Below are 22,473 nucleotides of genomic sequence, written 5' to 3'. Positions count from 1 at the left end.
AGATCGTCGTTCTTTTTCCCCAGGCCCGCTGTGGATACTTCTCTGGCCTGTGGATAACTCAGCGGAAAGCCGTGGGCAGAGCTGCGTTCACCGTGCGGTGGCCGCAGCTTCGACCGCTGCTTGTGCCGCTACTTCCACTGCGTGGAGACGCCGAACCCGGCGGCGATGAAGCCGAAGCCCACCACGATGTTCCAGTTGTCCAGGCTGTCGATGGGCATGGAGCCGTCGGTGACGTAGAAGACGACGATCCACGCCAGCCCGATGACGAACATGGCCAGCATGACCGGAGCGACCCAGGCACGGCTGTTCAACTTGATGGCGGTCGCCGCTTTCGCCGGCGGCGGCGTGTAGTCGGCCTTCTTGCGGATACGTGACTTCGGCACGAGGGTCTCTCCTGTCGATGCGCTGCGTGGCCGCGCAGGGAACTGGGGCGGGCTCCGGGGCAGCGTACAAGGGGACACTGAGTGCTCCCCCGGGCGTCCGTTAGCGTAGTGCTTCCGCGGCGCCGAAGGAGATAAGGGTACGTTGAGCAATTCTGCCGACTCCCCCGGGACGGGTACCAGTCCCGCCCGTATCCGCCGTTTCCGTCCCGTGCGGATTCTCACGGTGGCCGTCTTCGCCCTCGCGGGGCTCATCTTCTTCACCAGTTTCAACACGGCCAAGGGCACCAACATCCGCACGGACGCCTCCTTGCTGAAGCTGTCCGACCTGATCCAGACCCGCAGCCAGAAGAACGGCCGGCTGAACGACGCCAACGGAGTCCTGCGCGACGAGGTCGACGCCCTCCGCAAGGAGGACGACGGCAGCACGGGTGCCGACGACACGAAGCTCACGGCACTGGAGCGGACCGCGGGCGCGCAGCAGCTCAAGGGCAAGGCCGTCACCGTCACGCTCAACGACGCCCCGCCCAACGCCACCGCCAAGCTCCCCGGCTACCCCGAGCCGCAGCCCGACTACCTGGTCATCCACCAGCAGGACCTCCAGGCCGTCGTGAACGCCCTCTGGCAGGGCGGCGCCAAGGGCATCAAGGTCATGGACCAGCGGCTGATCGCGACCAGCGCCGTGCGCTGCGTGGGCAACACCCTGATCCTCCAGGGCCGGGTCTACTCACCGCCGTACAAGATCACGGCGGTCGGGGACCCGGGGAAGCTGCAGGCGGCGCTGACGGCGTCCAAGGCGATCCAGAACTACAAGGTGTACGTCGACGTCTACGGGCTCGGCTGGAAAGTGACCGACGACGGGACGGTGACTCTTCCTGGGTACTCGGGCACAGTGGATCTGCACTACGCGAAGCCAGTGGAGTGAGCGGCCGTACGGGAGCTGCCGGTGCGCGTGATCGTCAGGAGCGTCAGCGAACTCTGCATCACCGTGGGCACCCTGATCGTCCTCTTCGTGGTCTACGTGCTGTTCTGGACCGGTGTGAAGGCCGACCGCACGATGAGCGACCAGATCCACCAGCTGCAGAACCAGTGGTCGCAGCAGACCGCGCACCCGAAGGCGTCCCCCGCGCCCGCCGCCTCGCCCGCTCCGGCGAAACCGGCCGCGTACAAGGACGGCAGGCCCTTCGCGATCATGTACATCCCGCGGCTTGGTTTCACGTGGAACAAGCCGGTTCTCGAGGACACCGCCGTGAACACCCTGAAGAAGGGGCTCGGGCACTACGCCGGCACCGCGCAGCTGGGGCAGGTCGGCAACTTCGCGGTGGCGGGGCACAGGCGGACGTACGGCAACCCCTTCGTGAACTTTCCGGATCTGCGTGCGGGCGACGCGGTGGTGCTGACGGACGGGACCACCTGGTTCACGTATCGGATCGACAAAGGGCCTTACAAAACAGTGCCCACCGACATTGAGGTGATCGATCCTGTGCCACGTAAGTCCGGGTACACGGCCTCGGGCCGCTATCTCACGCTGACCACGTGCGATCCGGAGTGGGGGCACAGCCACCGGCTGATCGTCTGGGCACACCTGGACTCCACACAGCCTGTGGAGGCCGGGAAACCAGCCGCGCTGCGCCGTTAGTCTGGTGACGTACGGCGTGAGTCTGGTGCCGTGGCGCTACGGAAGGGACGGCATGTACGGCTGGATCTGGCGGCATCTGCCGGGCAACGCCTGGGTCAAGGCGATCATTTCGCTCGTCCTTGCCCTGGCCGTGGTCTACATCCTGTTCCAGTACGTCTTCCCGTGGGCCGAACCGCTGCTGCCCTTCAACGATGTGACGGTGGACAACCAGTGAGTGCACGGATTCTCGTCGTCGACAACTACGACAGCTTCGTCTTCAACCTGGTCCAGTACCTGTACCAGCTGGGCGCCGAGTGCGAGGTGCTGCGCAACGACGAGGTGTCGACCGCGCACGCCCAGGACGGCTTCGACGGCGTCCTCCTCTCGCCCGGCCCCGGCACCCCCGAGGAGGCCGGCGTCTGCATCGAGATGGTGCGGCACTGCGCCTCGACCGGGGTGCCCGTCTTCGGCGTCTGCCTCGGCATGCAGTCGATGCAGGTGGCCTACGGCGGCGTCGTGGACCGCGCCCCCGAACTGCTGCACGGCAAGACCTCGCTCGTCGAGCACGAGGGCAAGGGCGTCTTCGCCGGACTGCCCTCGCCCTTCACGGCGACCCGCTACCACTCGCTGGCGGCCGAGCCGGGGACCGTCCCGGCCGAGCTGGACGTCACCGCCAGAACGCACGACGGCATCATCATGGGCCTGCGCCACCGCGAACTGCCCGTCGAGGGCGTCCAGTTCCACCCGGAGTCGGTGCTCACCGAGCACGGCCACCGGATGCTGGCCAACTGGCTGGTGGAGTGCGGCGACCAGGGTGCCGTGGCGAGGTCGGCGGGGCTCGCCCCGGTGGTGGGCAGGGCCACGGCGTGACCGCGCTGCGCCCCGAGCGCGAGTCCGAGGCCGCGTACGGGGAGCAGGCGTACGCGGAGCCGTCGTACGGGGAACAGGGCGGGTTCGACCAGTGGCACGGCGCGCAGGCGCAGGGTGCGCCCGGGGTGCCGTACGGTCCGATCGACGAAGAGACCGTCGCGCTGCGGATAGCGGACCTCCCGCCGGAGCGGACGGGCCACGGGCGGTCCATATCGGCGTCTGACGCCTCATCCGCCTCCTCCGCCACAGGAACCCCCACGGGCGGGCGTGCGGCCCGCAGAAAGGCCGCCAAGGGGCGGCACGGGCGTCATGGGGGCGCCGGGGCGGCGGAGGAGACCACCGAGGCCCCGGAATCCGGTGTCGGCGCGGGTGTCGGCGCGGGTGCCGGCGCGCCCCTCTCGCGGGTCGAGGCGCGGCGGCGGCAGCGGGCGAACAAGCCGGGTGCCGCGGTCGTCGCGAGCCGGGCGATCGGCGAGGTGTTCATCACCACCGGCGTGCTGATGCTGCTGTTCGTCACCTACCAGCTGTGGTGGACTAACGTACGGGCGCACGCGCAGGCCGGCAGCGAGGCGAGCCAGCTGCAGAACGACTGGGCGAGCGGCAAGCGCGCCCCCGGAGAGTTCTCGCCGGGGCAGGGCTTCGCCATCCTGCACATCCCCAAGCTGGACGTGGTGGCACCGATCGCCGAGGGCGTCAGCAACAAGAAGGTGCTCGACAAGGGCATGGTCGGCCACTACAGCGAGGGCGCCCTCAAGACCGCGATGCCGGACGCGAAGACCGGCAACTTCGCGCTCGCCGCGCACCGCAACACCCATGGCGAACCGTTCCGGTACATCAACCAGCTCAAGCCGGGCGACGAGGTCGTGGTGGAGACCCAGGACACCTACTACGTCTACAAGATGACGAAGACGCTGCCCGTGACGGCGCCGAGCAACACCAGTGTCATCGACCCCATCCCCAAGGGCTCGGGCTTCACCAAGCCCGGCCGCTACATCACGCTGACGACCTGTACGCCGGAGTTCACCAGCAAGTACCGGCTGATCGTCTGGGGCAAGATGGTCGAGGTACGGCCGCGCAGCAAGGGCAAGCCGGATGCGCTCATCGAGTAAGGGCAGATGAACGTGGCAGCGACCACCGACGACACCGAAGAGCAGACCGACACGCCCGCTTCCCCACCGGACCGCCCCCGCGGCTCCGGCCCGGTCGCGACGGCGGTCAGCGTCTTCGGTGAACTCCTCATCACGGCGGGCCTGATCCTCGGCCTGTTCGTCGTCTACTCCCTGTGGTGGACGAACGTCGTCGCCGACCGCACGGCCGACAAACAGGGCGACAAGGTCCGCAACAACTGGTCCAAGGACAAGGACACCGGTCCCGGCGCGCTCGACACCAAGGACGGCATCGGCTTCCTGCACGTGCCCGCGATGAAGAACGGCGAGGTGCTGGTCGAGAAGGGCACCGAGACGAGCGTCCTCAACGACGGCGTCGCCGGCTACTACACGGACCCCGTCAAGGCCGCCCTCCCGACCACCGGCAAGACCGGCAACTTCACCCTCGCCGCCCACCGCGACGGCCACGGCGCCAAGTTCCACAACATCGACAAGCTCAAGAAGGGCGACCCGATCGTCTTCGAGACGAAGGACGAGTGGTACGTCTACAAGGTCTACGACATCCTTCCCGAGACCTCGAAGTACAACGTCAAGACCCTCGCCCAGATCCCCGTGGAGTCCGGCAAGAAGAAGGCCGGCCACTACATCACCCTGACGACCTGCACGCCGGTGTACACGTCCCGGTACCGGTACGTGGTGTGGGGCGAGCTGGTCCGCGTCGACAAGGTGGACAGCGCGCGGACACCGCCGAAGGAACTGCAGTGAAGGAACTGCGCTGACGGCAGGGTCGTAGCGCACCGCACGGACGAAAGAGCCCCGGCACCCTTCTCAGGGTGCCGGGGCTCCGTCATGCCGTACCGGTAACGCCTATCCGGAGTTGCCCCCGAAGAAGCCGCCGCCACCGTTGTTGTTGCCGTTTCCGGTGCCCACGCTGGTGAGGGTGATCTGCGTGTTGCCGGGGTCGTCCACCTGGTTGCCCGAGCCCGGGTCCTGCTGGGTCACGATCGCGTTGTCGCCCTGATCGCTGTTGTCGGCGAACTGGATGTTGGTGAAGCCGTTCTGCTGCAGGATCTGCTTGGCGTTCGCCACCGTCTGGCCGACGACGTTCGGGACCTGGGTCTGGGAGACCTTGCCGATCTGGATGTTGACCGACGAGTTCTTGTCGACCTGCGTCCCGGTCGCGGGCGAGGTCGAGACGACCTTGCCGTTCAGGTTCGTGTCGGTGGTCGCCACCTCGGTGCAGTTGCCGACGAGGTTGTTCTGCTGCATCTGCGCCTTGGCGTCGTCACAGCTCTTGCCGCTGACGTCCGGGACCGTGGACTTCTCCTCGGCCTTCGCGACGGTCAGGGTGATGGTGGTGCCCTTCTGGACCTCCGTGCCGAGGACGGGGTCCTGCTCCAGGACCGTGCCGGGGTCCTCGCCGGACACCTTCTCCTTCTTCTCCACCTTGAACTGGTACTTGTCGCCGGAGAGGGTCTCGGAGGCGTCGTCGAAGCTCTGGCCCACGACACTCGGTACGACGACCTTCGGCGCCCCGGTCGAGACGACCAGGTTGATGGTGTCGCCCTTGTTGACGTCGGTGTTCGCCTTCGGGTCCTGTGAGCAGACGCTGCCCTTCGGCGCGTTCTCGCAGGCCTTGCGGGTGGGTTCCGCCAGCTTCAGGCCGGAGTTGACGGCCATGCTCTGCGCGCTGGCATAGGTCTGGCCGACGAAGTTCGGCGCCGCGAACGGCTTGTCCGCGCCCCCGTTCCCGCTGAACGCCCACTTCCCGATCAGGATCGCGCCCACCAGCACCAGGACCGCCGCCACGACCAGCAGGATCGTCGAGGTGTTCGACTTCTTCTTCTGCTGGCGGCGCCGGTCGGGGCGGTCGTCGTAGCCGAAGCCGCCGTCGTCCGGGTTCATGGGGGGCAGCATCGTCGTGGCGCCCGCGTCGGAACGCAGGGCCGTCGTCGCCTGGTCGTTGCCGTAGCCGCCGTAGCCGACCGAACCCATCGCCGCCGTCGCCGCGACCGGCTGGCCGTCGAGGCAGGCCTCGATGTCCATGCGCATCTCGTCGGCGGACTGGTAGCGGTAGTTGGGGTCCTTGGTGAGCGCCTTCAGGACGATCGCGTCCATCTCCGGCGTGATCTCCGCGTCGAAGACGCTCGGCGGCTGCGGCTCCTCGCGTACGTGCTGGTACGCCACCGCGACCGGGGAGTCGCCCACGAAGGGCGGCCGTACCGTCAGCAGTTCGTAGAGGAGGCAGCCCGTCGAGTAGAGGTCCGAGCGGGCGTCGACCTGCTCGCCCTTCGCCTGCTCCGGGGAGAGGTACTGGGCGGTACCGATCACCGCGGACGTCTGCGTCATCGTCATGCCGGAGTCGCCCATCGCGCGGGCGATGCCGAAGTCCATCACCTTGACCTGGCCGGTGCGCGTCAGCATGACGTTGGCCGGCTTGATGTCGCGGTGGACGATGCCGTTGCGGTGCGAGTACTCCAGCGCCTGGAGGATGCCGATGGTCATCTCCATGGCCCGCTCCGGCAGCAGCTTGCGACCGCTGTGGAGCAGCTCACGGAGCGTGGAGCCGTCGACGTACTCCATGACGATGTACGGGATCGAGACCCCGTCGACGTAGTCCTCGCCCGTGTCGTAGACCGCGACGATCGCGGGATGGTTGAGCGAGGCGGCCGACTGGGCCTCCCGGCGGAACCGGGCCTGGAAGGAAGGGTCGCGCGCAAGGTCGACGCGCAGCGTCTTCACCGCCACCGTGCGGCCGAGGCGTGTGTCATGGGCGAGGTAGACCTCCGCCATGCCACCACGGCCGAGCACCTGGCCCAGCTCGTACCGGCCGCCGAGGCGACGCGGCTCTTCCATAGTTCCCTACCAGCCCTCTCCGTCGGTCCCGACCCGCACGGATGTGCGGTCGGAGGCTAGCCGTCCGGGCCTACCGTACCCGGCTGGCTTTGTGTGACCTGGCCAAGCCCGTCACCCGATACAGGACCGGTATCGCAACGTGCACCGATGTGAAGGGGACGTGAGCGGAGTCACTTCTTGCTGTCGATGACCGCCTCCATGACGCTCTTCGCGATCGGGGCCGCGAGACCGCCGCCGGAGATGTCGTCGCGGTTGGCCTTGTCGTCCTCGATGACCACGGCCACGGCGACCGGCGAACTGCCGTCGGCGTTCTTGGCGTAGGAGAGGAACCAGGCGTACGGGTTCTCGCTGTTGTTCTCGCCGTGCTGGGCGGTACCGGTCTTGCCGCCGACGGTCACGCCGGGGATCTTGGCGCTGGTGCCGGTGCCCTTCTCGACGACCGTCTCCATCATCGACTGCAGGATCTGCGCGTTCTTCGAGGAGAGCGGCTGGCTGAGCTCTTCCGGCTCGGTCTGCGCGATGGTGTCGACGCCCGACGACTGGAGCTTGTCGACCATGTACGGCTTCATCAGCTTGCCGTCGTTGGCGACCGCGGAGGCGACCATGGCCATCTGCAGCGGGGTCGCTGCGGTGTTGTACTGGCCGATCGAGGACAGCGCGGTCTGCGACTGGTTCATGTTGTCCGAGAAGACCGAGGAGCTGGAGCGGATCGGCGTGAACTGCTCGGAGTCGAAGCCGAACTTCTTCGCCTCTGCCAGCATCTTGGCGTTGCCGAGGTCGGCGCCGACCTTGCCGAAGACGGTGTTGCAGGAGTACTGCAGCGCGACGCGCAGGGTCGCGTTCTTGCAGGGGATGCTGCCCTCGTTCTTCAGCTGGGTCGTGGTGCCCGGCATGACCCACGGCAGCGGCGAGTTCGTGGCCTCGTCGGCCGACGAGTACAGGTTGTTCTCCAGCGCCGCTGACGCGGTGACCACCTTGAAGGTGGAGCCCGGCGGGTAGGTCTCGCGCAGCGCCCGGTTCAGCATCGGGTCGTCCGGGTCGTACTTCTTCTGGAGCTTCTGCCAGGCCTTGGCGTCCGTGGTGGTGGAGTTGCCCGCGAACGACGAGGGGTCGTACGACGGGTAGGACGCCAGCGCCAGGATCTTGCCGGTGGACGGGTCGAGGGCGACGACCGCGCCCTTGCCGCCCTGCTTCTGCAGTCCGTTCCACGCGGCTTTCTGCGCGGCCTGGTTGAGGGTGGTGACGACGTTGCCGCCCGACTTCGTCTTGCCGGTGATCATGTCGAGGGTGTTGCGGAAGAAGAGCCGGTCGTCGGTGCCGGAGAGGATGCCGTCCTCGATGGACTCCAGCTGGTTGGCGCCGAAGGCCTGCGAGGCGTATCCCGTGACCGGCGCCCACATCGCGCCGTTCTTGTACGTGCGCTTGTACTTCAGGTCGTTCAGGCCGCTGGTGCTGGTCTCCGTGGAGCCGGTGATGGGGCTGCCGTCGACGATGATGTCGCCGCGCGGGGTGGAGTAGCGCGCGATGGTGACACGGCGGTTGTTCGGGTCGTCCTTGAGGCCGTCGGCCTTGACGTACTGGAGCCAGTTGTCGCGCAGCAACAGCGTCAGGACCAGGAGGCCGCAGAAGAGCGCGATCCGGCGCAGGGGCTTGTTCATGACGGGCGGACCACCTGGGTCATCTCGGCGTCGGGGCTGGGGGCCGGCGCGGGGGCCGGGCGGCGGGCGGTGTCGCTGATGCGGATCAGGATGCCGATCAGCGCCCAGTTGGCGATGACGGAGGAACCGCCGTACGCCACGAAGGGCATCGTCATACCGGTCAGCGGGATCAGGCCCATCACGCCGCCCGCGACGACGAACACCTGCAGGGCCATACCGCCGGAGAGGCCGACGGCGAGGAGCTTGCCGAAGGGGTCGCGGGCGGCGAGGGCGGTGCGGACACCGCGCTCCACGATCAGGCCGTAGATGAGCAGGATCGCCATGATGCCGGCGAGGCCCAGTTCCTCGCCGAAGGTGGCGAGGATGAAGTCGGAGTTGGCGGCGAACCGGATGAGGTCGGAGTGGCCCTGGCCGAGACCGGTGCCGAGCGTGCCGCCGGAGCCGAAGGCCCACAGGGCCTCCATCGACTGCGCGGAGTGGCCGAGGACGGTCTTGCTGAGCGTGTACTCCTTCATCGGGTGGAGCCAGGCCTGGACGCGCTGCTGGACGTGCGACTCGAAGCTGGCCACGCCGACGGCGCCGGCCGCGGACATCAGCAGACCGAAGACGATCCAGCTGGTCCGCTCGGTGGCGACGTACAGCATGATGATGAACATGCCGAAGAACAGCAGCGAGGTTCCGAGGTCGGTCTCGAAGACCAGGATCAGGATCGAGATGAACCAGACGACCAGGATCGGTCCGAGGTCGCGGCCGCGCGGCAGGTACAGGCCCATGAAGCGGCGGCTGGCCAGCGCGAGCGCGTCGCGCTTCACCATCAGGTAGCCGGCGAAGAAGATCGCGAGGACGATCTTCGCGAACTCACCGGGCTGGATGGAGAATCCGCCGACCGAGATCCAGATCTTCGCGCCGTAGATGTTGGCGCCGAGGCCCGGCACCAGCGGCAGCAGCAGCAGGACGAGCGCGCCGACCATGGAGATGTACGTGTAGCGCTGCAGGGCGCGGTGGTCCTTGAGGAAGATCAGGACGACGGCGAACAGCCCGATGCCCATCGCGGTGTACAGCAGCTGCCGCGGCGCCGCGTTGCCCGCCTGGTTGATGGACTGCAGCAGCTTCGACTGGTCGAGCCGCCAGATGATGACGAGTCCCATGCCGTTCAGCAGCGTCGCCAGCGGCAGCAGCAGCGGGTCCGCGTACGGCGCGAACTTGCGTACGGCCAGGTGCGCGACGCCGGCCAGCAGGCCGAGGCCCAGGCCGTAGCTCAGCAGCCCGGACGGCACCTGGTCGTTGATGGCCAGGCCCACGTTGGCGTAGGCGAACACCGGGATGGCGACGGCGAAGATCAGGAGCGCCAGCTCGGTGTTGCGTCGGCTCGGTGCGCCGATGGAGCCGATCGTGGACGTGTGGTGCGACGGCGTGTTGGTAGAACTGCTCATCGTGTGACGGGGCCTCTCACGGCTTGCCTATTACTTGCTGCACTGCGAGACGACCTGCTGCTCTTCCTCCGAAAGACTGGGACCGGGGCTGGGAGTCGCAGACGGGGTCGGGGACGGGGACGTCGAAGTCGTGGTCGAAGGAGACGGCTTCGGCGTGGCCTTGGACGTGAGCGAGGTGCTGGTGGTTCCCGTGGTGCCACTGGGCTTGGTCGCGGCACTCTCGCGCTCGGACTCCTTCTTGCACGCGGAGGCCTGCACGGCGAGGTCGGCGATCTTCTTCTGGGCGTCCTGGAGACCGCCCTCGGCGATCGTCGCCTTGACCTGCTTCTGCTGGTAGGGCGGGAGGTACTTGAGTTCGATGTCGGGGTGGTCCTTCTCCACCTTCGACAGCGAGACCCAGGCGAGGTCCTGGCTGATGCCCCGGTACAGCGCGACGTGTTCGCCGTTGGCGCCGACGAAGTACTGCGTCTGCGTCCAGCGCCAGCCCCCGTAGAGGCCGCCGCCGATGACCGCGAGCGCGAGCACCGTGTAGAAGGATCTCTTGAACCACCTGCGGCCCTTGGAGGGCTTCACGAAGTCGTCGTCGGTGTAGTCCCCGAAGCTGCCCTCGGGGACGTAACCGGTGGTGTCGCCGGAGCCGGGCGGGCCGAACTCGCCGCCCCCGCCGTTCTGTCCGGGCACCTGGCGGCCGAGCCCGGAGGCGCGGCCCGCCGGGGTCTGCATGATGTTGTTGTCGTGCTGGTGGAGCTGGTTCTCGGCGACCGCGCCGACGATGACCGGGGTGTCCGACAGCTGCGCGGCGAGGGTGTCGCCGGTGTCGAGGTCCAGGACGTCGGCGATGATCACCGTGATGTTGTCGGGGCCGCCGCCGCGCAGGGCGAGCTGGATCAGCTCCTGCACGGTCTCCTGCGGGCCCTGGTAGCTGGCGAGGGTGTCCTCCATCGTCTGGTGGGAGACGACTCCTGACAGCCCGTCGGAACAGATCAAGTACCGGTCGCCGGCGCGCACTTCACGGATCGACAGGTCCGGCTCGACGTGGTCGCCACTGCCGAGCGCGCGCATGAGCAGCGCGCGCTGCGGGTGGGTGGTGGCCTCTTCCTCGGTGATCCGGCCCTCGTCGACCAGCCGCTGCACCCAGGTGTGGTCCTGGGTGATCTGGGTCAGCACGCCGTCGCGCAGCAGGTAGGCGCGGGAGTCGCCGACATGGACGAGGCCGAGCCGCTGCCCGGTCCACAGCAGGGCGGTGAGCGTGGTGCCCATGCCCTCCAGCTGGGGATCCTCCTCGACCATCATCCGCAACTGGTCGTTGGCCCGCTGCACGGCGGTGCCGAGCGAGGTGAGGATGTCGGAGCCCGGCACGTCGTCGTCGAGCGAGACGATGGTCGAGATCACCTCGGAGGAGGCGACCTCACCGGCGGCCTGGCCGCCCATCCCGTCGGCGATCGCGAGGAGACGTGGACCGGCGTAGCCGGAGTCCTCGTTGCCCTCGCGGATCATGCCTTTGTGCGATCCGGCGGCGAAGCGCAGTGACAGACTCATGCGCACCTCGCCCGTCGGCTCCGGGTACATCCGCACGGTGCCCACCCTCCGGTCGGGAGCGCGCCGGGGTCCGCCAGGCGGTCCGCCGCTGCGTGCTCGCTCCGCTCGCTCATTTTCGTACTACTTCCGCAGCTCGATGACGGTCTTGCCGATGCGGATCGGCGCGCCCAGCGGAATCGGTGTGGGGGTCGTCAGCCGGGACCGGTCCAGGTACGTGCCGTTCGTGGATCCGAGGTCCTCGACGATCCACTGGCCGTCGCGGTCCGGGTAGATCCTGGCATGACGGCTGGACGCGTAGTCGTCGTCCAGCACGATCGTCGAATCGTGCGCCCGGCCCAGGGTGATGGTCTGGCCCTGGAGGGCGACGGTGGTGCCGGTGAGGATTCCCTCACTGACGACGAGTTTGGTGGGGGCGTTACGGCCCCGCCGGCCGCCCCCGCTCGGCTGTTGCTGGCGCTGCTGCGGAGGCGCCGCCTGCCGGGCGGCCTGCTGCGGTCGTCCGGCTTCCCGTCGCGAGCCGCGCTGTGTGACACGCGTTCCGAACAGGTCGCTGCGGATGACCTGCACGGCCACGATCACGAACAGCCACAGTACGGCCAGGAAACCCAGCCGCATGACCGTGAGGGTCAGCTCTGACATTGCCCCCGCTTCACCCTTCGGCTTGCCGGTAAATGATGGTGGTGCTGCCCACGACGATCCGCGAGCCGTCGCGGAGCGTAGCGCGGGTGGTGTGCTGCCCGTCCACCACGATGCCGTTGGTGGACCCGAGATCCTGGATCGTCGAGGGCGTTCCGGTCCGGATCTCACAGTGCCGGCGGGATACGCCGGGGTCGTCGATCCGCACGTCGGCTTCGGTGCTGCGGCCCATCACCAACGTCGCGCGGGAGATCTGATGGCGGGCGCCGTTGATCTCCACCCAGTACCGCATCCGCGTGCCGGCCGCCGGGGCGGCGGGCGCGGGCTGGAGGTACGGCGCCGAGCCGCGGCCGCCGGGCGGCGGTGCGGCCGGCATGGGCGGCGGGGCGCTCGCGGGCGCGGCGGCGGGCGGATAGCCGTAGCCGCCGGGCCGGCCCGCTGCCGGCGGTGCCGCCGGAGCGGGGGTGCCGGGAGCCTGCTGGTTGGTGGAGGAGGCGAGCGTACGGCTGCGCACCCGGTACAGACCGGTGTCGAGGTCGTCCGCCTTCTCCAGGTGGACCTTGATGGGTCCCATGAAGGTGTAGCGCTGCTGCTTGGCGTAGTCGCGCACCATGCCGGCGAGCTCGTCACCGAGCTGGCCGGAGTAGGGGCTGAGCCGCTCGAAGTCCGGCGTGCTCAGCTCCACGATGAAGTCGTTGGGTACGACGGTCCGGTCGCGGTTCCAGATCGTCGCGTTGTTGTCGCACTCCCGCTGGAGCGCGCCGGCGATCTCGACCGGCTGGACCTCGGACTTGAACACCTTGGCGAAGGTGCCGTTGACCAGACCTTCGAGGCGTTGCTCGAACTTCTTCAGGACTCCCATGGGGCACCTCCTCCGTCGTTGCCGCACTGGCTGTCGTACCGACCGCCTTGCCGGCTGTCGTGGTGATTGTCGTGCTGACTGCCCTGGTACTGCTTACTGATCGTATCCACGCGCCGGTAAATCGGCTGGTTCCCCCTTGTCGGCCCGGTCGAACTCCTTCTGCCACTACTCCTGTCAGTACTCCTGCCCAGGATCGTAGAGGGGGCCGCAGACAAGTGTCCCGCACCTGACTGTGGACCTTGCCCGCCTCCTGGGGAGATGGCGGTTACCGGTACGAGGTTGATACGTGAACCGGTCCACGTTGATACGTGGGTTGATACGTGGCCGGGGGTGGGGGCTGTTCGGAGGGCGAGGTCGGAGGGGGTGGCGGGGGTCGGCGGGAGGGACGGGTGCGAGCCGGTGACCGCTGATGGGGGCCTCGCGCGGGGCGTCCTGCTCGCGGGAACGGGGGGTCCTGCCCAGGGGAAAGGGATGTGAATCCACCCCGTGCACCGTGCTAATCTTCTGCATGTCGGAAGGCGCCAGCCCCCCAGGGGAACAGCCCGAGGACACACCCAATGCGCGGGTGGCGGAATAGGCAGACGCGCTGGATTCAGGTTCCAGTGCCCGAAAGGGCGTGGGGGTTCAACTCCCCCCTCGCGCACAGACAGAAGCCCCTCAGGTCTCAGACCTGAGGGGCTTCTTCGTGTGCTGTACCAGCTCCGGTGATGCTTCGGTGATCTCTGCCTCAGGTGAGGACAATCACACGCTGTCCTTACCTGAGGCAGTGGCCGGGCGTCCGGTCAGGCCGCGAGGCGTTCCGCCAGGGTCTTGGCCTTGGTGGCCGCGTCACCGAGGGCGCGCTCGCGGGACGCCTCGTAGAGCGGGACCAGGTCGGCCATCGCGGGGTTCTGCGGGGCCATGGTGAGCTCCGGGACGATGAACTCGGCGTCCAGGCCGAGGGCGTCGACGAGTACCGCCTTCAGATAGTTCTGGACGTAGTCGTAGCCCTCGCGCGGGGTGCCCGGCCCGTAGGCGCCGCCGCGGCTGGCGATCACGACGGTCGGGATGCCCTTGACCTTCGAGTCCTCGGTCCCCGCGGTGCGGCCCATCAGGATCACGTTGTCCAGCCAGGCCTTCAGGGTCGAGGGGATCGTGGCGTTGTACATCGGGGCGCCGATCAGCACCGCGTCCGCCTGCTCCAGCTCCTCTATGAGCCGCACGCGCTCGGCGAAGGCCGCCGCCTGCTCGGGCGTGTGCGTGGCCGGGTCGGCGAAGCCGGCGGTGTGGGCGTCCACGGTGATGTGCGGGACGGGGTTCGCGGCGAGGTCGCGGTGGATCACCGTGCCCTCCGGGTGCTGTTCCTCCCAGGACGTGCGGAAGGCGTCGGCGACGGCGCGGGAGGCGGAGGCGCCGGCGGGGAACACGGACGAGTCGATGTGCAGGAGCGTGGCCATGGGGGTCTCCAAGAGGTGTCGAGCGAGGTGCCGAACGAGGTGGCGAACGAGGTGCTGAGCGGGTGCCGGGCGCGTGCTGGGCGCAGCGGTCCCGTCGCGTTGTTCAGTAGCTAAGTTTTCGTACTCGACTATGAATAACACAGGTACTTACTTTTTTTCATCCCCGCACGGGAGGGCAGTACCCTGAGGGCATGGCGGTCGAGCAGAGTCACGGCACGGATCAGTGCAAGAAGGTGGACGACGGCATCACCCGTGTGTTCCAGCTGTTCGGAAAGCGCTGGACCGGGCCGATCGTGGCCGTCCTGATGGCACAGCCCGTCCACTTCGCCGACCTGCGCCGGGCGATCCCGGGCATCAGCGAACGCATGCTCTCCGACCGGCTCACGGAACTCGGCGCCGCCGGGCTGCTCGTCCGCGAGGTCGACGAGGGCCCGCCGCTGCGCGTCTCGTACCGGCTGACGGAGTCGGGGAAGGCGCTGGGACCGGCACTACGGGAACTGGGCGCGTGGGCGCAGGTGCATCTGCGCGAGGGGTGGCAGTCGGGCGGGTGCTAGGCCGAGGTAGGTAGGCGGGTCCGGGTAGGTCGGGGTGGGCCGTCGGGGTGGGCCGTCGGGTTGGGCAGGGGTGCCGATCGCTGAGGCCTCGATCGGTACCGGCGAGGCCTCGATCGGCACCGGTTTTCCACAGCCGCGGAGTTGTCCACAGGGTCTGACGTGTTTTCGCCGTCGGTTGTACGGTCGTCGCGAGTTGATGTTCGGGCGAGCGCACGTGTGAGCGTGGGTGTGTGGACGGGGGAGGCGGTCGGTATGACCGAGGCCGGTATCGGTGTGAGCGGTGTGGGGCGCAGGCTTCCCGGGGTGCGGGGCTTCGCCACGTGGCCCGTGGAGGGGTCGCCCAAGGAGGAGGGGAAGGCGCTGCGGGCGAGCGTTCCGCGCAGCGCGCACGCCGTTCTCGACCTGGACGGTTCCCGCCCCGACGCGGTGACCGCGGTCGAGGAGTCCGGCCGAGGCCGCATCCCGGGGCTCACGCCGATACGGGTGGGCAGGATGGCGGCCACCCCCTTCGCGTTCCTGCGCGGTTCGGCGGGACTCATGGCCTACGACCTCGCCCGCACCCCCATGACCCGGATCGGCGCCCAGATCTGCGGCGACGCCCACGCGGCCAACTTCGGCCTGTACGGCGACGCCCGCGGCGGCCTGGTCATCGACCTCAACGACTTCGACGAGACCGTGCGCGGCCCCTGGGAATGGGACCTCAAGCGGCTCGCCGCCTCGCTGGTCCTCGCAGGCCGGGAGGCCGGCGCCGACGAGGACACCTGCCGTACGGCGGCACACGGCGCGGTGGGTTCCTATCGCCGCACCATGCGGCTGCTGGCCAGGCTCCCGGTGCTGGACGCGTGGAACGCCATCGCGGACGAGGAGTTGGTCTCCCACGCCGACGCCCGCGACCTGCTCGGCACGCTGGAGCGGGTCTCCGAGAAGGCGCGGGGCAACACCAGCGGACGGTTCGCGGCCAGGTCTACCGAGCCCGCCGAGGACGGCGGGCGACGCTTCGTCGACGCCTCGCCGGTGCTGCGGCGGATCCCGGACGCGGAGGCCGCGGCGGTGGCGGCGTCCCTGGAGGAGTATCTGGACACGCTCTCCGAGGACCGCCTCCCGCTGCTCGCCCGGCACACGGTGCACGACGTCGCCTTCCGCGTCGTCGGCACGGGCAGCGTGGGCACGCGGTCGTACGTCGTGCTGCTCCTGGACCACCGCGGCGAACCGCTCGTCCTCCAGGTGAAGGAGGCCCGCCCCTCCGCGCTGGTGCCGCATCTGCTGACCGCCGGGTTCGACGCGCCGTCCGTCGCGCACGAGGGCCGGCGGGTGGTGCTCGGGCAGAAGCGGATGCAGGTCGTCAGCGACATCCTGCTGGGCTGGACGACGGTCGACGGACTCCCGTTCCAGGTACGGCAGTTCCGCAACCGCAAGGGCAGTGTCGACCCCGCCGCCCTCGCCGCCGACCAGATCGACGACTACGGCCGTATGACCGGCGCCCTCCTGGCCCGGGCCCACGCCCACAGCGCCGACCCGCGCCTGGTCGCCGGGTACTGCGGCAAGAAGGACGAACTGGACGAGGCGATAGCGACGTTCGCCGTGGCCTACGCCGACCGGACCGAGGCGGACCACGCGGAGTTGGTGGGGGCGGTGCGGGCAGGGCGGATCGCGGCGGAGATGGGGGTGTAGGCGGTTGGGAGCGGGGAGCGGGGGGTGGTGAGTGAGAAGCGGCGGGCAGGGTGCGGGTGCCGGCTGTGATCGCGGACGGGGGAGTTGGTCACGGCGAGGCACGTCGGACCGCCTGTCCGCGAGGCGGGACCCGCACCGGCGGCGACATGACCCGTCGTTCACAAGGCACCGCCGGCACAGCCGGCATAAGCCACTGCCGGCACAGCCGGTGCGCCACCGTCGGCGAGGTCACCCGTGGTCCACAAGGCCCCAGCCCAACCGACGCCCCATCGCCCGTCGGGCCGTGGCCTACGCTGGGCGGGTGACGACCCCGGAAGCTGAGCAGTCCCAGTCCGTGCCCGTTGGTGAACCGGTGCCGGAGCAGACGGGTGCCGAGGTGCCGTCCGCCGCCGGAGCCGTGGCGGGTGACGGTTCCGTGAGCGAGGGCACCGAGGGCGGTGCGGCCGACACCCCTGAGGCCGACTCCCGCGACGCCGACGCCCCCCCGACCGACGCCCACCAGGCCGACTCCCACCCCGTCGACGGTGCCGCCCCCCGCCCCGAAGAACGGCTGGAGCGCGCCGTACGCGCCGCCGAGCAGGCGTTGATCGAGTACGAGATCGCGGTGGACACCTTCCGCATCGAGGTCGAGAACTTCTCCCGGCTGCATCACCAGAAGCTCGGCCCGATGTACACCCGCCTCGACGAGCTGGACGCCCGGATCGCCGAGGCACTGGCCGCACGCACCGGCAACCCCGAGGACATTCGCAAGGCGGACGAGGCGCGGGCCCGGGTGATGCCGATGCCCGCGGTCGAGGAGCTGTTCCACGGCTGGATGGACGGCGACGGCCTGTTCCCGGAGGCCGCGGCGATGCTCACGGACCAGCCGGTCCGGCCCCCGCAGCGGGTGCGCCCCAGCGAGGAGGCCCGCAAGCTCTACCGCGAGCTGGCCCGCAAGGCCCACCCCGACCTGGCGCAGGACGAGGAAGAGCGCAAGCGGCGTGAGGAGTTCATCACCCGGGTCAACGCCGCCTACAGCCGCGGTGACGCCCCGCTGCTGCGCGAGCTGGGCGAGGAGTGGGCGGCGGGACCGGCCCCGGCCGAGCGCGGCCCGAGCCCCAGCGAGGAGCTCTACGCCCGCCTCGAATGGCTCGCCCACCGCAAGGAACTCCTCACCCTCGTCGCCCGGGAGCTGGAGGAGGGCGCCATCGGCTCCATGCTCCGGATCGCCCCGGACGACCCGGACCGCCTGCTCGACGAGATCGCCGAGCAGTTGCTCGCCCAGGTCGCCGAGCGGGAGGCCGAGTTGGCCAACCTGCTCGCACAGCCGCACGCGTCGGAAGGCCCGTCGGGTAGCGTCGGGCCATGAGTTTCGGAACTGGTGTGCCCACGGTCGAGGTCGGAGACCTCAAGGACGGCGACTTCCTGCTGGACGTCCGTGAGGACGACGAGTGGCAGGCGGGTCACGCCACGGGGGCGCTGCACATCCCCATCAGTGAATTCGTGGCCCGGTACGGCGAGTTGACCGAGGCGGCGCCGCAGGACGGCAGGGTCCATGTGATCTGCCGCTCCGGCGGGCGTTCGGCCCAGGTCACGATGTACCTGACCCAGCAGGGCATCGACGCCGTGAACGTCGACGGCGGCATGCAGGTGTGGGCCGCCGCGGGCCGACCCGTCGTCACGGACGAGGGCCAGCCGGGTTTCGTGCTGTAGCCACAGCCACAGCCACAGCCACAGCCACAACTGCGGTGGGTGCGGGCGGGGTTCAGCTCAGCGGATGGGCCGCCAGCAGATCCCCCAGCGCCTCCTCGTGTGCCGCCGCCGGGCCGAGCGACAGCTCCAGGTGCTTGGCCCAGGCGTGGTACCGGTGCAGGGGGTATTCCGTGTCGGCGCCGAACCCGCCGTGCAGATGCTGCGCGGTCTGCACGACCCGTCGTACCCCCTCGGCCGCCCAGATCTTGGCCACGGCCAGGTCCGCGGCGGCGGGCAGCGCGCCCGACGCTCCTGAGGCGATGCGCCACGCGGCCTGCCACAGAGTGGCCTCCATCGCGCGCAGGTCGATGTAGCGGTCGGCGGCCTGTACGGCGACGGCCTGGAAGGTCGCGACGGGGAACCCGAACTGCTCGCGCCTGCTGGTGTATTCGCCGGTCATGCGCAGGACGGCGGTACCGAGTCCGAGGGACAGCGCGCAGGTGCCGGCGGTCAGCAGGTCCCGCAGCCACTCCCAGGCGCCCTCGGCGTCGATGACGTCGACCCTCGCGATCGGCACGGATTCCAGGCGCAGTTCGCCGAGCCGCTCGCCCGTGGTGGAGATCTGCTCGGCGAGGACGACGCCCTCGCGGTCCGGGGCGACCAGCGCGAGGACGGTCCGGCCGGCGTCCGTGTGCGCCGGTACGACGACCAGGTCCGCGTTCTGCGCCCACGGCACCGCGGTCTGCACCCCGTCCAGCACCCACCGGTCACCGTCCCGCCGTGCCGTCACGGCGAGTTCGGCCGGGTCGTGGCCGGTGCGGCCGTGCGCGGCGACGGTCAGCACGAGGTCGCCGCGGCCGGCCCGGGTGAGCAGGGCGGACCTCAACTCCTCGCCGCCGTAGGCCTGTACGGTCGCCGCGGCCGCGCTGCTCTCCAGGAGCGGCACCCTGGCCAGCACCTTCGCCGACTCCCGCAGCACCAGGCACAGGGCGATCGCGTCCAGGCCCGCGCCGCCGTACGCCTCGTCGAGCAGCAGGCTCAGCAGGTCCGCCTCGGCGAGCCTGGCCCACAGCGCGCGGTCGAAGTCGTCGGCCACGGCGCCCGTGGTGTCGGCCGGACTGGGCACACCGTCCGGCGCGACATCGGCGAACACCCCCGCCGCCGCCTCGGCCGCCGCCTGCTGCTCCTCGCTGAAGGTGAAGTCCACGGTCCCTGCCCTCCCGCACGCACGCACCGGCCAACAGCCGGACGTCCGACCAGATCTGACGGAGCGTCAAGATAGAACAGGTTCTAGAAGAAGGGAACGGGCGCACCTCCTGGGTATGCACTACGGGGTGTGTACCGGCGGTCGAGGGGTCGTTCGGCATCCGGTCGCGGGGATCGCTGGGCGACCGATCGTTCGGTTCGGGGATCCAATGGTGGGATGCGCCGAGGAGAGGTGTCAACGGCTGTGGATAACCTGCGGGCAGCCGCTGTGGACAACCTGTGTGGCCGGTGAGGCAGGGGGCTGTGCCCGGGGCGTGCCCCTGAGTACCGTTCCGTGCGGCGCCGGGGAGTGATAGGCGTGGAGCGCCGCCGGGCCCCGCGGCCGGGCGGGCGCGGTGGACGGTGGCCGATGGACGGACGGGACTCGGAAACGGGGCGGAATGGACGCGAACGACGGAGGCTCGAACGCCCCCGAGGAGGGCGAGCGGACGCCTGCCTCCGACGAGGGGCCAGGCACGCCGGTCGTACCTGAGGGCCCGCCTCCGCCTGCCGTACCCGAGGGCTCGCCTCTGCCTGCCGTACCCGAGGGCTCGCCTCTGCCTGCCGTACCTGAGGGCCCGCGCCCGCCTGTCGCCCCGGAGGGCCCACACAGGGGCACCGCCTCCGGGTGGCCGCACGTGCCCGCCCAGCAGCCCCCTCACCCGCCGCCGCCCGAGCCACCGGCGCATCCGCGACCGGAGCCGCAGCCGGGGTCTTCGTACGATCCCGCCGCTCCCGCGGACGCCCGTATCGGCGTCGCCGCACTGTCCCTGCGCTATCAGGTCGGTGCCGCGCTCGCGGTCGCGGTCGTCGCGGTGGCCGCGCTCGTCCATCTCGGGATGGTGTTCCTGCACGTCGCGCCGTCGAACACGGTGACGAAGCAGCACGGCAAGGCGATCGACGAGTGGATCTACCCGGAGTTCGAGCAGAACTGGAAACTCTTCGCGCCGAACCCGCTCCAGCAGAACATCGAGGTCCAGGTGCGGGCCGACGTCCGGAGCGCGGACGGCACGACCCGTACGACCGGCTGGTACGACCTGTCGGCCGAGGACGGCGCGGCCATCGACGGCAATCCGCTGCCGAGCCACACCGAGCAGAACGAACTGCGCCGGGCCTGGGACTTCCTCACCGCCACGCACGACAACTCCAACCGTCCGATCGGCCTGCGCGGCACGCTCGCGGAGACGTATCTGCGGCGCATCGTCGTGCTGCGCCTGGACCGGGACGACGCGGCCGGGAAGGGCGGCGCCGTCCAGCGCGTCCAGGTCCGCTCCCGCACCACCAACGTGCCCCCGCCCGAGTGGAGTGACGAGCAGGTGTCGACCACCCCCCAGTACCGCCTGCTGCCCTGGTGGGCGGTTCCGGCGGACGAGGCCGCGGGAGGCGTCCGGTGAACGGTTTCGCCCTGTCGGTGTCCCGAGGCATCGCCCGCGTCACCGAGTCGGCCCTGGGCTCCTACCAGAGCGCCGTGATCCGCATCGGCTTCGCCGGCACCTGGCTGCTGTTCCTGCTCCGCGAACTGCCCCACCGCCAGGAGCTGTACGGCCCCGACGGACCGTGGAGCTGGGACCTCGCCCGCCAACTGATCGCGGACAACGGCGCGTTCACCGCCCTGATGTGGTGGGACGGGCAGTTCTGGTTCGAGGCGGTGTACGCGCTGGCCGTGCTGGCGAGCGTCCTGCTGCTCCTGGGCTGGCGCACCCGCACGATGTCCGTGCTCTTCATGATCGGTGTGCTCTCCCTCCAGAACCGCAGCGTCTTCATGGGCGACGGCGGCGACAACGTCCTGCACCTGATGTCCCTGTACCTGGTGTTCACCCGCTGCGGCCAGGTCTGGTCCCTCGACGCACGCCGGGCCGCGCGTACGCGGGAGGCACGCGCGCGTGGGGAGTGGATTCCCGACCGGGCCGGGCCCGTCCTGTGGGTCGTCCTCGGCGCCGCGCTCGTCGCGGTGACCGCGGGGGGCCGGTTCGACAGCGACTGGTTCGTGCCCGCGCTCCTGTGGGGAGTCTGGCTGGCGCAGGCCCTGTGGTGGGCCATCGGGCGGTACGCGAGGTCGTACGAGCCCCGGGTGCTGCTCGACATCGTCGCGAACGTCATCCACAACGGCGCCCTGTTCGTGATCGCGAGCGAGGCCTGTCTGATCTACGCGACGGCCGGCTGGTACAAGATCCAGGGTTCCCGCTGGCAGGACGGCACCGCCGTCTACTACCCGCTCCACCTCGACTACTTCTCCCCCTGGCCCGCCCTCGCCGACCTGCTGGCGGGCAACGGCACCATGGTCATGCTCGTGACCTACGGGACCGTGATCGTCCAGGTCGCCTTCCCGTTCACCCTCTTCAACCGCCGCGTCAAGAACGTCCTGCTGGCCCTGATGATGGCCGAGCACGCCGCGATCGCCGTCCTCCTGGGCCTGCCGTTCTTCTCCCTGGCGATGATCGCGACGGACGCGGTCTTCCTGCCGACGTCGTTCCTGCGGAGGCTGGGCGGGTGGGTGGCACGCGCGCGTGGACGGGTGTTTTCCGCAGGCGACCCAGCGCTGCTCCCCGAAGGGGGCGTCCCCGCCCCACCACCGGCCGGCGGCCCTACGCCGTCGCACTTCGGGGCAGGCCCCGCGCCGCTCACCGAAAGCGGTTCTACGGTGGCCTCCGCGTCCGGTTCTTCGACGCGTCCCGAGGACGGCCACGAAGACGCCTCCACGCCGCCGCGTCGGCGCCCCGAGGGTTCGGGCGCAGCCCCGGAGGACCCTGACACCCAGGGGAGCCCCGCGCCCCGGACGACCCCGAGCACGCCCACGTAGGTCAGAGGGCCACGGCACGCCCAACGAGGCCAGGCACGCGCCCACGGGGCCGCGCAGCGCACCCGCAGAGGTCGCATCGCACCCCCGGAAGGCCGGGCGCACGCACCCGCCTTGGCCGCGCCGCACCCACGTAGGCTG

Annotated in this window: 21 protein-coding genes and 1 tRNA gene; 13 read left to right on the top strand and 9 right to left on the bottom strand. The window is 69.7% G+C overall.

What is annotated here, in order from left to right; translation table 11 throughout:
• Positions 1 to 128: 128 nt before the first annotated feature.
• Positions 129 to 383 carry a cell division protein CrgA gene (crgA, locus tag OG504_RS26910; RefSeq protein ID WP_033285718.1) on the bottom strand — a complete coding sequence of 85 codons (255 nt, stop codon included), beginning with the start codon at positions 381 to 383 and terminating at the stop codon, positions 129 to 131.
• Between the two features lie 142 nt (positions 384 to 525).
• Between crgA and OG504_RS26905 the strand changes: the two genes are divergently transcribed.
• From OG504_RS26905 to OG504_RS26880, 6 genes are read left to right on the top strand one after another with little or no spacing between them, the layout of a single operon-like run.
• Positions 526 to 1,305 (top strand): DUF881 domain-containing protein, encoded by a 780-nt coding sequence (locus OG504_RS26905; RefSeq protein WP_405992128.1) that lies wholly within the window; start codon positions 526 to 528, stop codon positions 1,303 to 1,305.
• Positions 1,306 to 1,326: 21 nt separating this feature from the next.
• Positions 1,327 to 2,019 (top strand): class E sortase, encoded by a 693-nt coding sequence (locus OG504_RS26900; protein WP_405992127.1) that lies wholly within the window; start codon positions 1,327 to 1,329, stop codon positions 2,017 to 2,019.
• Positions 2,020 to 2,023: 4 nt separating this feature from the next.
• Positions 2,024 to 2,233: a hypothetical protein gene (locus OG504_RS26895; RefSeq protein WP_405996647.1), complete on the top strand. Its 210-nt coding sequence runs from the start codon at positions 2,024 to 2,026 to the stop codon at positions 2,231 to 2,233.
• Complete coding sequence (locus OG504_RS26890) at positions 2,230 to 2,868, top strand: aminodeoxychorismate/anthranilate synthase component II (protein WP_366494766.1); 639 nt, start codon at positions 2,230 to 2,232, stop codon at positions 2,866 to 2,868. The genes OG504_RS26895 and OG504_RS26890 overlap by 4 nt, the downstream gene beginning before the upstream one ends.
• A complete protein-coding gene (locus tag OG504_RS26885) occupies positions 2,865 to 3,977 on the top strand; it encodes a class E sortase (RefSeq protein ID WP_405992126.1) in 1,113 nt (370 codons plus the stop codon). Before OG504_RS26890 ends, OG504_RS26885 begins: the two co-directional genes overlap by 4 nt.
• A gap of 6 nt (positions 3,978 to 3,983) precedes the next feature.
• Positions 3,984 to 4,739 (top strand): class E sortase, encoded by a 756-nt coding sequence (locus OG504_RS26880; protein ID WP_405992125.1) that lies wholly within the window; start codon positions 3,984 to 3,986, stop codon positions 4,737 to 4,739.
• 102 nt (positions 4,740 to 4,841) lie between these two features.
• Here OG504_RS26880 and pknB read toward each other — a convergent pair whose 3' ends face one another.
• The 6 genes from pknB to OG504_RS26850 all read right to left on the bottom strand — a co-directional run bounded on the left by pknB (position 4,842) and on the right by OG504_RS26850 (position 12,958).
• Positions 4,842 to 6,830, bottom strand: coding sequence for a Stk1 family PASTA domain-containing Ser/Thr kinase (gene pknB / locus OG504_RS26875; RefSeq protein ID WP_405992124.1), 1,989 nt, complete (start codon positions 6,828 to 6,830; stop codon positions 4,842 to 4,844).
• A 170-nt stretch (positions 6,831 to 7,000) separates the two neighbouring features.
• Complete coding sequence (locus OG504_RS26870) at positions 7,001 to 8,488, bottom strand: peptidoglycan D,D-transpeptidase FtsI family protein (RefSeq protein WP_405992123.1); 1,488 nt, start codon at positions 8,486 to 8,488, stop codon at positions 7,001 to 7,003.
• Entirely contained in the window at positions 8,485 to 9,921 is a 1,437-nt protein-coding gene (locus OG504_RS26865; protein ID WP_405992122.1) for an FtsW/RodA/SpoVE family cell cycle protein, read from the bottom strand. Before OG504_RS26865 ends, OG504_RS26870 begins: the two co-directional genes overlap by 4 nt.
• A 30-nt stretch (positions 9,922 to 9,951) precedes the next feature.
• Positions 9,952 to 11,490, bottom strand: a complete 1,539-nt coding sequence (locus OG504_RS26860) for a Stp1/IreP family PP2C-type Ser/Thr phosphatase (RefSeq protein ID WP_405996438.1) — start codon at positions 11,488 to 11,490, stop codon at positions 9,952 to 9,954.
• A gap of 90 nt (positions 11,491 to 11,580) precedes the next feature.
• Positions 11,581 to 12,099, bottom strand: a complete 519-nt coding sequence (locus OG504_RS26855) for an FHA domain-containing protein (RefSeq protein WP_405992121.1) — start codon at positions 12,097 to 12,099, stop codon at positions 11,581 to 11,583.
• 10 nt (positions 12,100 to 12,109) lie between these two features.
• Positions 12,110 to 12,958 carry an FhaA domain-containing protein gene (locus tag OG504_RS26850; RefSeq protein WP_405992120.1) on the bottom strand — a complete coding sequence of 283 codons (849 nt, stop codon included), beginning with the start codon at positions 12,956 to 12,958 and terminating at the stop codon, positions 12,110 to 12,112.
• A 559-nt stretch (positions 12,959 to 13,517) separates the two neighbouring features.
• Here OG504_RS26850 and OG504_RS26845 point away from each other — a divergent pair.
• Positions 13,518 to 13,601 (top strand) — tRNA-Leu (locus tag OG504_RS26845).
• 139 nt (positions 13,602 to 13,740) lie between these two features.
• On the opposite strand, the gene OG504_RS26840 is transcribed toward OG504_RS26845, so the two are convergent.
• Positions 13,741 to 14,394, bottom strand: a complete 654-nt coding sequence (locus OG504_RS26840) for an NAD(P)H-dependent oxidoreductase (protein WP_366494759.1) — start codon at positions 14,392 to 14,394, stop codon at positions 13,741 to 13,743.
• A 191-nt stretch (positions 14,395 to 14,585) separates the two neighbouring features.
• Between OG504_RS26840 and OG504_RS26835 the strand changes: the two genes are divergently transcribed.
• The 4 genes from OG504_RS26835 (at position 14,586) to OG504_RS26820 (ending at position 18,311) form a co-directional block, all read left to right on the top strand.
• Positions 14,586 to 14,948, top strand: coding sequence for a helix-turn-helix domain-containing protein (locus OG504_RS26835; RefSeq protein WP_365301254.1), 363 nt, complete (start codon positions 14,586 to 14,588; stop codon positions 14,946 to 14,948).
• A 252-nt stretch (positions 14,949 to 15,200) separates the two neighbouring features.
• Positions 15,201 to 16,619, top strand: a complete 1,419-nt coding sequence (locus OG504_RS26830; protein WP_405992119.1) for a DUF2252 domain-containing protein — start codon at positions 15,201 to 15,203, stop codon at positions 16,617 to 16,619.
• A gap of 301 nt (positions 16,620 to 16,920) precedes the next feature.
• Positions 16,921 to 17,967 (top strand): hypothetical protein, encoded by a 1,047-nt coding sequence (locus OG504_RS26825; RefSeq protein ID WP_405992118.1) that lies wholly within the window; start codon positions 16,921 to 16,923, stop codon positions 17,965 to 17,967.
• Between the two features lie 14 nt (positions 17,968 to 17,981).
• Positions 17,982 to 18,311, top strand: a complete 330-nt coding sequence (locus OG504_RS26820; protein WP_356061327.1) for a rhodanese-like domain-containing protein — start codon at positions 17,982 to 17,984, stop codon at positions 18,309 to 18,311.
• Positions 18,312 to 18,363: 52 nt separating this feature from the next.
• Here the strand turns inward: OG504_RS26820 and OG504_RS26815 are convergent, their stop codons facing one another.
• Complete coding sequence (locus tag OG504_RS26815) at positions 18,364 to 19,497, bottom strand: acyl-CoA dehydrogenase family protein (RefSeq protein ID WP_405992117.1); 1,134 nt, start codon at positions 19,495 to 19,497, stop codon at positions 18,364 to 18,366.
• Between the two features lie 439 nt (positions 19,498 to 19,936).
• On the opposite strand from OG504_RS26815, the gene OG504_RS26810 reads away from it, so the two are divergent.
• Complete coding sequence (locus OG504_RS26810; protein WP_405992116.1) at positions 19,937 to 20,929, top strand: DUF5819 family protein; 993 nt, start codon at positions 19,937 to 19,939, stop codon at positions 20,927 to 20,929.
• Complete coding sequence (locus OG504_RS26805) at positions 20,926 to 22,335, top strand: HTTM domain-containing protein (protein ID WP_405992115.1); 1,410 nt, start codon at positions 20,926 to 20,928, stop codon at positions 22,333 to 22,335. Before OG504_RS26810 ends, OG504_RS26805 begins: the two co-directional genes overlap by 4 nt.
• Positions 22,336 to 22,473: the final 138 nt, after the last annotated feature.

This window comes from Streptomyces sp. NBC_00986 (assembly GCF_045162565.1).
Lineage (GTDB): Bacteria > Actinomycetota > Actinomycetes > Streptomycetales > Streptomycetaceae > Streptomyces.
This window is presented reverse-complemented; position numbering and strand designations above follow the sequence as displayed.

Coding starts and splice junctions, on each gene's coding strand:
- OG504_RS26880 (WP_405992125.1), top strand. CDS start 3,984: ATGAACGTGGCAGCGACCACCGACGACACCGAAGAGCAGACCGACACG.
- pknB (WP_405992124.1), bottom strand. CDS start 6,830: ATGGAAGAGCCGCGTCGCCTCGGCGGCCGGTACGAGCTGGGCCAGGTG.
- OG504_RS26870 (WP_405992123.1), bottom strand. CDS start 8,488: ATGAACAAGCCCCTGCGCCGGATCGCGCTCTTCTGCGGCCTCCTGGTC.
- OG504_RS26865 (WP_405992122.1), bottom strand. CDS start 9,921: ATGAGCAGTTCTACCAACACGCCGTCGCACCACACGTCCACGATCGGC.
- OG504_RS26860 (WP_405996438.1), bottom strand. CDS start 11,490: ATGTACCCGGAGCCGACGGGCGAGGTGCGCATGAGTCTGTCACTGCGC.
- OG504_RS26855 (WP_405992121.1), bottom strand. CDS start 12,099: ATGTCAGAGCTGACCCTCACGGTCATGCGGCTGGGTTTCCTGGCCGTA.
- OG504_RS26850 (WP_405992120.1), bottom strand. CDS start 12,958: ATGGGAGTCCTGAAGAAGTTCGAGCAACGCCTCGAAGGTCTGGTCAAC.
- OG504_RS26840 (WP_366494759.1), bottom strand. CDS start 14,394: ATGGCCACGCTCCTGCACATCGACTCGTCCGTGTTCCCCGCCGGCGCC.
- OG504_RS26835 (WP_365301254.1), top strand. CDS start 14,586: ATGGCGGTCGAGCAGAGTCACGGCACGGATCAGTGCAAGAAGGTGGAC.
- OG504_RS26830 (WP_405992119.1), top strand. CDS start 15,201: ATGACCGAGGCCGGTATCGGTGTGAGCGGTGTGGGGCGCAGGCTTCCC.
- OG504_RS26810 (WP_405992116.1), top strand. CDS start 19,937: ATGGACGCGAACGACGGAGGCTCGAACGCCCCCGAGGAGGGCGAGCGG.